This is a genomic window from Roseospira navarrensis (genome assembly GCF_009601025.1).
Taxonomy (GTDB): Bacteria; Pseudomonadota; Alphaproteobacteria; order Rhodospirillales; family Rhodospirillaceae; genus Rhodospira; species Rhodospira navarrensis.
The window spans coordinates 1-6,442 of record NZ_WIVE01000112.1; the positions used below are offsets into that span (position 1 = coordinate 1).

General features: G+C 70.4%; 3 protein-coding genes. 2 read left to right on the forward strand and 1 reads right to left on the reverse strand.

All coding sequences use genetic code 11. The features are described 5' to 3' along the window. The first annotated feature begins 125 nt into the window (after window positions 1–125). Window positions 126–845, forward strand: a complete 720-nt coding sequence (locus tag GHC57_RS18475) for a hypothetical protein (protein ID WP_153347036.1) — start codon at window positions 126–128, stop codon at window positions 843–845. 84 nt (window positions 846–929) lie between these two features. Here GHC57_RS18475 and GHC57_RS18480 read toward each other — a convergent pair whose 3' ends face one another. After that, window positions 930–2,339: a hypothetical protein gene (locus GHC57_RS18480; protein WP_153347038.1), complete on the reverse strand. Its 1,410-nt coding sequence runs from the start codon at window positions 2,337–2,339 to the stop codon at window positions 930–932. A 209-nt stretch (window positions 2,340–2,548) separates the two neighbouring features. On the opposite strand from GHC57_RS18480, the gene putA reads away from it, so the two are divergent. Continuing rightward, window positions 2,549–6,292 carry a bifunctional proline dehydrogenase/L-glutamate gamma-semialdehyde dehydrogenase PutA gene (gene putA, locus GHC57_RS18485; protein ID WP_153347040.1) on the forward strand — a complete coding sequence of 1,248 codons (3,744 nt, stop codon included), beginning with the start codon at window positions 2,549–2,551 and terminating at the stop codon, window positions 6,290–6,292. Window positions 6,293–6,442: the final 150 nt, after the last annotated feature.

Sequence of the window (6,442 nt, forward strand, 5' to 3'; positions counted from 1 at the left end):
CTCCTGGGCATCGCCACCACCAAAGGCCCAATCTCCTACGATATGTTGATCGCGCCGGAAGCAAAGGGATAAGCCTTATCTCTGGATACAAGGCCTATTTTGACAAGTACTATAGAAGCCATAATTTGCACGACGACCAGAAGGTTCTTTACGGCCTTTACATGGCTGTGACGGGACTCGCCCCTTTCGACGGCAACGCCTCCACGTTCGTAAAGACGGCGCTGTCCACCGACGCCATCGACTATATTGACGACCACGAAGACAACGGCTTCTACGTGACCATCGGGCGCTTTACCGAGGTGTCTCGCTATTGGGAGCATGTGCTCGGTCAGCTCAAGATCGCCAAGGGAACGGCGACCACCTCGGAAACCCATACGGTGGCCACCGGGACCAGCATGTCCTCGACCCACACGCAAGAGGTCGCATCTCAATGGTCCGTCGAGACGGGCCACTCCGTCACAGCCAGCGCCGGGCTGGACATCCCCTTTATCAGCAGCAGCATCGCCGGAGAGATGTCCCGGGCCGAAAAGAACTCCGGGTCCAACACCCGCACCACCTCGCGGGAAGTCGGGATGACGAGGTCCCAGCAAATCACGCACACGTTCGTGTTCGAGGGCCCGGTCGGCAACGAACCCGATCCGATCGATCTGGCGTGGTGGCAACTGGTCCAGGTCGCACGGCTCGGGGATGTCTTCTGGTTCTCGGCCGGCCCGCTGGATTCGGACGCCATGTGCCCGCCGCCGGCCGGGACGCTTGAAATCGACTTCCCGCGCGCCCCGATGAGCCAGGGCGGCTGGTGTGAACTGGTGCAGAAGTTCGATATCTTCGAGCTGACGCGGGGATGACGGGCGCGGGGCGTGCGGGTCCTGGCGCGGGCGCGGACGCATGCGCAGGCCGAGCCGCCCCGCCCCCGGCCCCCCGTCCTTCGGTCAGGGGGCCGCGCGGGACAGGGTTCCCAGGGCCTCCACCTTTGCCTGATCGTCGGCGCTGCGCTCGCCGCCGCCCTTCAGCTTGCGATAGTCGCGGTAGAGGAACATCAGTTCCGTCCACAGCCACGGCAGGTTGGACAGCAGCGTGTCCTCGCGGAAACAGCGGCTGTAGTCGATGGCGGTGGGGTCCCGGCCCAGGGCGGCCAGGACCTCGCTGGCGATCTTGCCGTAGCCCACGACGCTGGGGTGCATGCCGTCCAGGCCGCAGAACCCGCCCCAGCGGAACAGGTTTCCCAGCCCCTCTTCCACCATCATGTTGGAAATGCTGTAGGTGCTGGGGAACAGCCAGAAGGTGCGGGCGGTCACCTTGATGGTGTTGGTCGCGGTCAGGCCCTCGTGCTTGCGGTTGAGGTGCGCCATCTTTTCGGCCAGGTCGACGAACACGGCCCGGCTGCCCAGTTTGCGACGCATGGCGTCCATCATGGCGGCGTTGATGGCGCGCACGTGCCCGTCCTGCTCTTTCAGTTGCGCGCCGGTCAGGGTGCCGTAGCCGAAGCCCATGCGGTTCTCGTAGCGCTCGAAGTAGCCATCCGGCTTGGGGCGCTTGCCGTCGTAAGAGATCGACTCCGGCGTCGGCATCAGGTTCGGCGCCTGGCTGGGCAGCACCAGCGTGTTGAACACCATGGTTTCGGTGTGCGGGCCGACCTCGGCCAGATGCTCGGCCAGTTTTTCATACTTTTTCGTGATGGCCTTCACGGTGGCGTCGGTCAGGGCCGGTTTGGCCTCGAACGCGGCATCGAACAGGCCCTCGTTGCTGCCGATGTTGACCAGCAGGATCCTGGGTTCGCGGGCCTTGACCAGATCGACCGGCTGGACCCGGGCCAGTTCGTCGCGCCCGGCCGGGTTCAGGGTGAACGCGGCGTTGAGCCCCAGCAGGGCATCGCCCAGGCCACCGTCGGGAATCGCGACCTTGGACAGGCCCTTGATGCTGGACGCGGCCGCGGTGGTCAGGGCGTTCGCCTGCCGGGTGCGTTTGTCCCAGTCGAAGGCGTACAGGTCCGAGATGTCCATGGAGGCGACGGCGATGTTCTCGAACGCCATCCGCCCGGACGGCGAGGTGGGCCGGCCGCGCGTCCACCAGTCGGCGTTCTTCGCCAGTTCGGCGTCGATGGCGTCCAGGTCCGGCAGCAGGCGAATGAACGCTTCCATGTCGATGATGAGCGGCCGGGCCGGATCGGGCACCGTGAAGGCCGCCGGGCTCAGCCCCATGGCGCGGGCCACCTGGGCCGGCGGCGAAAACCGGAACAGCGGCGCGCTCATGGTCAGGGAGCGGACCCCCTGATACATGCTGTCGCCGATGCCCATCAGCGGCGGGCGGCGGTACTCGGACGGAAGCTGAACGGAGGCCATGGCGGTGGTCCTCTCTTTGTGCGGGGTCGAACTGGCCCAGGGCGAGCTTTCCCCGTCGCCAGCAATTGGTCGTCGCTACTCAAACACGATTCTGCGCCCTGATACAGGCTTAAATACCCCTTGCGCGGAATGTCGCAGCGACACACCCCTCTGTTGCGCCTCCGTCATGCGGGTCCTAGGCTGGGCAGGCCCTGCCGGAGGATCGCGCCATGGATCACGCCCCCGACGCCGCCGCGCCTCTTGATGCCGCCGCCTTCGACGATGCCCGCGCCGTCCTGCGCGCGGCCGCCCTGCCCGCCGACGAGACCGCCGTGGTCCGCGCCCTGGCCGACCGGGCGCGGCTCGACCCCGCCGCCGAGGCCCGGGTCTCCGCCGAAGCCCGCGCCCTGGTCGAGGCCCTGCGCGAGGACACCACCCCGGGCCTGATGGAATCCCTGCTGGCCGAATACGGCCTGACCAACCAGGAGGGCGTCGCGTTGATGTGCCTCGCCGAGGCCCTGCTGCGCGTGCCCGACACCCTGTCGATCGACGCCCTGATCCGCGACAAGCTGGCCCCCGCCGCCTGGAGCCGCCACCTCGGCCAGTCCCATTCGGCGCTGGTCAACGCCTCCACCTGGGGCCTGATGCTGACCGGGCGCGTGCTGCGCGCGGGCGGGGCGGGCTGGGACGTCATGGAGACGCTGCGCGGCTCCGTCCGGCGTCTGGGCGAGCCGGTCATCCGCGCCGCCGTGGGCGAGGCCATGAAGCTGATGGGCCGTCAGTTCGTGCTGGGCCGCGACATCGACGCCGCCATGGAGCGGGCGCGGACGCTGGAGGCCAAAGGCTACACCTACTCGTATGACATGCTGGGCGAGGCTGCCCGCACCCCGGCCGACGCCCGGCGCTATTTCGACAGCTATGCCGGCGCCATCGAGCGCATCGCCGGGGCGGCCCGGCACGGCGACGTCACCCGCAACCCCGGCATCTCCATCAAGCTGTCGTCGCTGAACCCGCGCTACGAGGCCGCCCAGGCGGGCCGAATCCTGCCCGAGATGATCGAGCGCGTGCGCTACCTGTGCGGCCTTGCGAAGGACGCCAACATCGGTCTGACCATCGACGCCGAGGAACAGGACCGCCTCGATCCGTCGCTGGATGTGATCCAGGGTGTGCTGTCCGATCCGGATCTCGCCGGCTGGGACGGCTTCGGCGTGGTGGTGCAGAGCTACGGCCCGCGCGGCCTGCCCCTGATCGACGCCCTGATCGCGCTCGCCGACCGGCTGGATCGGCGCATCACCGTGCGGCTGGTCAAGGGCGCGTACTGGGATGCCGAGATCAAGCGCGCCCAGGTGCTGGGGCTGGCGGGCTATCCCGTGTTCACGCGCAAGGTCTCGACCGACGTCGCCTATGTGGCCTGCGCGCACCGCCTGTTGGCGCGGCCCGACCGGATTTATCCTCAGTTCGCCACTCACAACGCCCGCACCGTGGCGACGGTGCTGGAGTTGGCCGGGGCGGAGGCGCCCTATGAGTTCCAGCGCCTCCACGGCATGGGCGAGTCGCTGCACGATCTGATGCGCCGGCGCCACGGCAGGCCCTGCCGAATCTATGCCCCCGTGGGTGTTCACGAGGACCTGCTGGCCTATCTGGTGCGCCGCATCCTGGAGAACGGCGCAAACAGCAGCTTCGTCAACCAGATCCTGGACCAGAGCCTGCCGGTCGAGTCCCTGGTGGCCGATCCCGTCGCGGTGGTGGACGGGCTGGACAGCCTCGCCCATCCGGCGGTGCCGCCGCCGCCCGCGCTGTACGGCGAGGATCGGCGCAACAGCCGGGGCCTCGACCTGACGGACCCCCTGGACGTGGCGGCGCTGGAGTCGGCCCGCGCGCCCTTCCGCGCGCATCGCTGGCAGGCCCGGCCGCTGGTCGGTTCGGGGAGGCTCGATGGTCAGCCGCGCCCGGTCGCGAATCCGGCCGACCCCTCCGACATTGTGGGCACCGTGCATGACGCCGGGCCGGATCTGGCCGGGCTGGCGGTGGACGGCGCGCTGGCGGCGCTGCCGGACTGGTCGGACCGGCCCGTGGACGAGCGGGCGGCGATCCTGGAGCGCGCCGCCGACCTGTACGAACACCACATGCCCGAACTGATGGCCCTGGCCACCCGCGAGGCCGGCAAGAGCCAGCTCGACGGCGTGGGCGAGGTGCGCGAAGCGGTGGACTTCCTGCGCTACTATGCCGCCCGGGCGCGGGACCTGCCGACGGACCGGGGGGCGCGCGGGGTGTTCGTCTGCATCTCGCCCTGGAACTTCCCGCTCGCCATCTTCACCGGCCAGATCGCCGCCGCCCTGGTGACCGGCAACACGGTCATCGCCAAGCCGGCGGAGCAGACGAGCCTGATGGCCGCGCGGGCGGTGGAGCTGCTGCGCGCGGCCGGGGTGCCGCCGGACGTGCTCGCCCTGCTGCCGGGGGATGGCGCGGTGGTCGGTGGCGCGCTGACGGCGGACGCGCGCATCGGCGGCGTGTGCTTCACCGGCTCGACGGAGACGGCCCGCGCCATCCAGCGCACCATGGCGCGCACCGGCAACGCGGCGGCCCCGCTGATCGCCGAGACCGGCGGGCTCAACGCCATGATCGTCGATTCCACCGCGCTGCCCGAACAGGCGGTGCGGGACATCCTGGCCAGCGCCTTCCAGAGCGCCGGGCAGCGGTGCTCGGCCCTGCGCCTGCTGTGCCTGCAGGAGGACGTTGCCGAACGCACGCTCACCATGCTCAAGGGCGCGATGGACGTTCTGGCCGTCGGGGACCCGTGGGCGCTGTCCACCGACGTGGGGCCGGTCATCGACCCCGAGGCCCGGGCGGCCATCGAAGCCCATGTGGCGGCGCTGGAGGCCGAGCGCCGGTTGATCCACCGCACGCCCGCGTGGCCGGACACCGGGTCCTTCGTGGCCCCCGTGGCGCTGCGCCTGGACCGCCTGGAGGACCTGACGCACGAGGTGTTCGGCCCCGTGCTGCACGTGGTGACCTATCCGGCGGACGGCCTGGACGATCTGGTGGCGCGCCTGAATGCGCTGGGCTACGGCCTGACCCTGGGCCTGCACACCCGGATCGAGGCGCGCGTGACACAGGTGACCGAAGCCGCGCGCGTGGGCAACCAGTACATCAACCGCAACCAGATCGGCGCCATTGTCGGCGTGCAGCCGTTCGGCGGCGAGGGCCTGTCGGGCACCGGGCCGAAGGCCGGCGGGCCGCACTATCTGTGGCGCTTCACGCGGGGACCGGCGGGCGCGGCCGCGGTCGCGGCGGAGTCGGGCCCGCTCAAGGCCGGGACGGAAGGCCCCGATGTGCTCGCCGGGGCGCTGCGGGCCGCCTGCCATGCCGCGCCGACCTGGGCCGCCCGCACGGACCGGGCGGCGGTGCTGGCCGAGGCCCTGGATCGGCTGGCCGAGGACGATCCGGCGGCGGCCGAGGCCGGGCGGGCCGGACTGGCGGCGGCGGCGCGCCTGGATGCCGGGCCGGTCACTCTGCCGGGCCCGACGGGGGAATCGAATCAGCTCCGGCTCTATCCGCGCGGCGATGCGCTCTGTTTGGGGGACGGCACCGAGTCCGCCGCGCCCGCCATCCGCCAGGCCGTTTGTGCGCTGGCCTGCGGGTGCGCCGTGGTGGGGCCGCTGGCGGTGCTGCGGCCACTGCGCGCGGCCCTGGGCCGGACCGAGGCGCCGCTGGCCACGCTCGACGGCTGGCCGCAGATGGAGGCCCTGCGGGCCGTGCCCGCGCTGGCGGTGGTGGCGCTGTCGGGCGCGGGGGCCGAGACAGTCAGGGCGGTGCGGGCGGCCCTGGCCGGGCGCGACGGGCCGCTGGTGCCGCTGACCGACGACCCGGACGACGCCGCCGCGTTCGTCCATGAACGCGCGCTCAGCATCGACACCACGGCGTCCGGCGGCAATGCCTCGCTGCTGGCGCGGGTGGCGGCCGGCGGGGGATAGGGCGCCCCCGCGGCGCCTCTGCGTCGGCGCCGTCGAACGGAGTCCATCTCCCAGAAAAAAAAAGGCTCAAATAGCGTTCGCTATGCATTCCCGGATTTGGTATCATGAAGGATACCGAACGCGGGAGGCGGGCATGGATCGGGACACGTT

Excerpts from the sequence above, each read along its gene's own strand:
- putA (WP_153347040.1), top strand. The coding sequence starts at position 2,549 with ATGGATCACGCCCCCGACGCCGCCGCGCCTCTTGATGCCGCCGCCTTC.
- GHC57_RS18480 (WP_153347038.1), bottom strand. The coding sequence starts at position 2,339 with ATGGCCTCCGTTCAGCTTCCGTCCGAGTACCGCCGCCCGCCGCTGATG.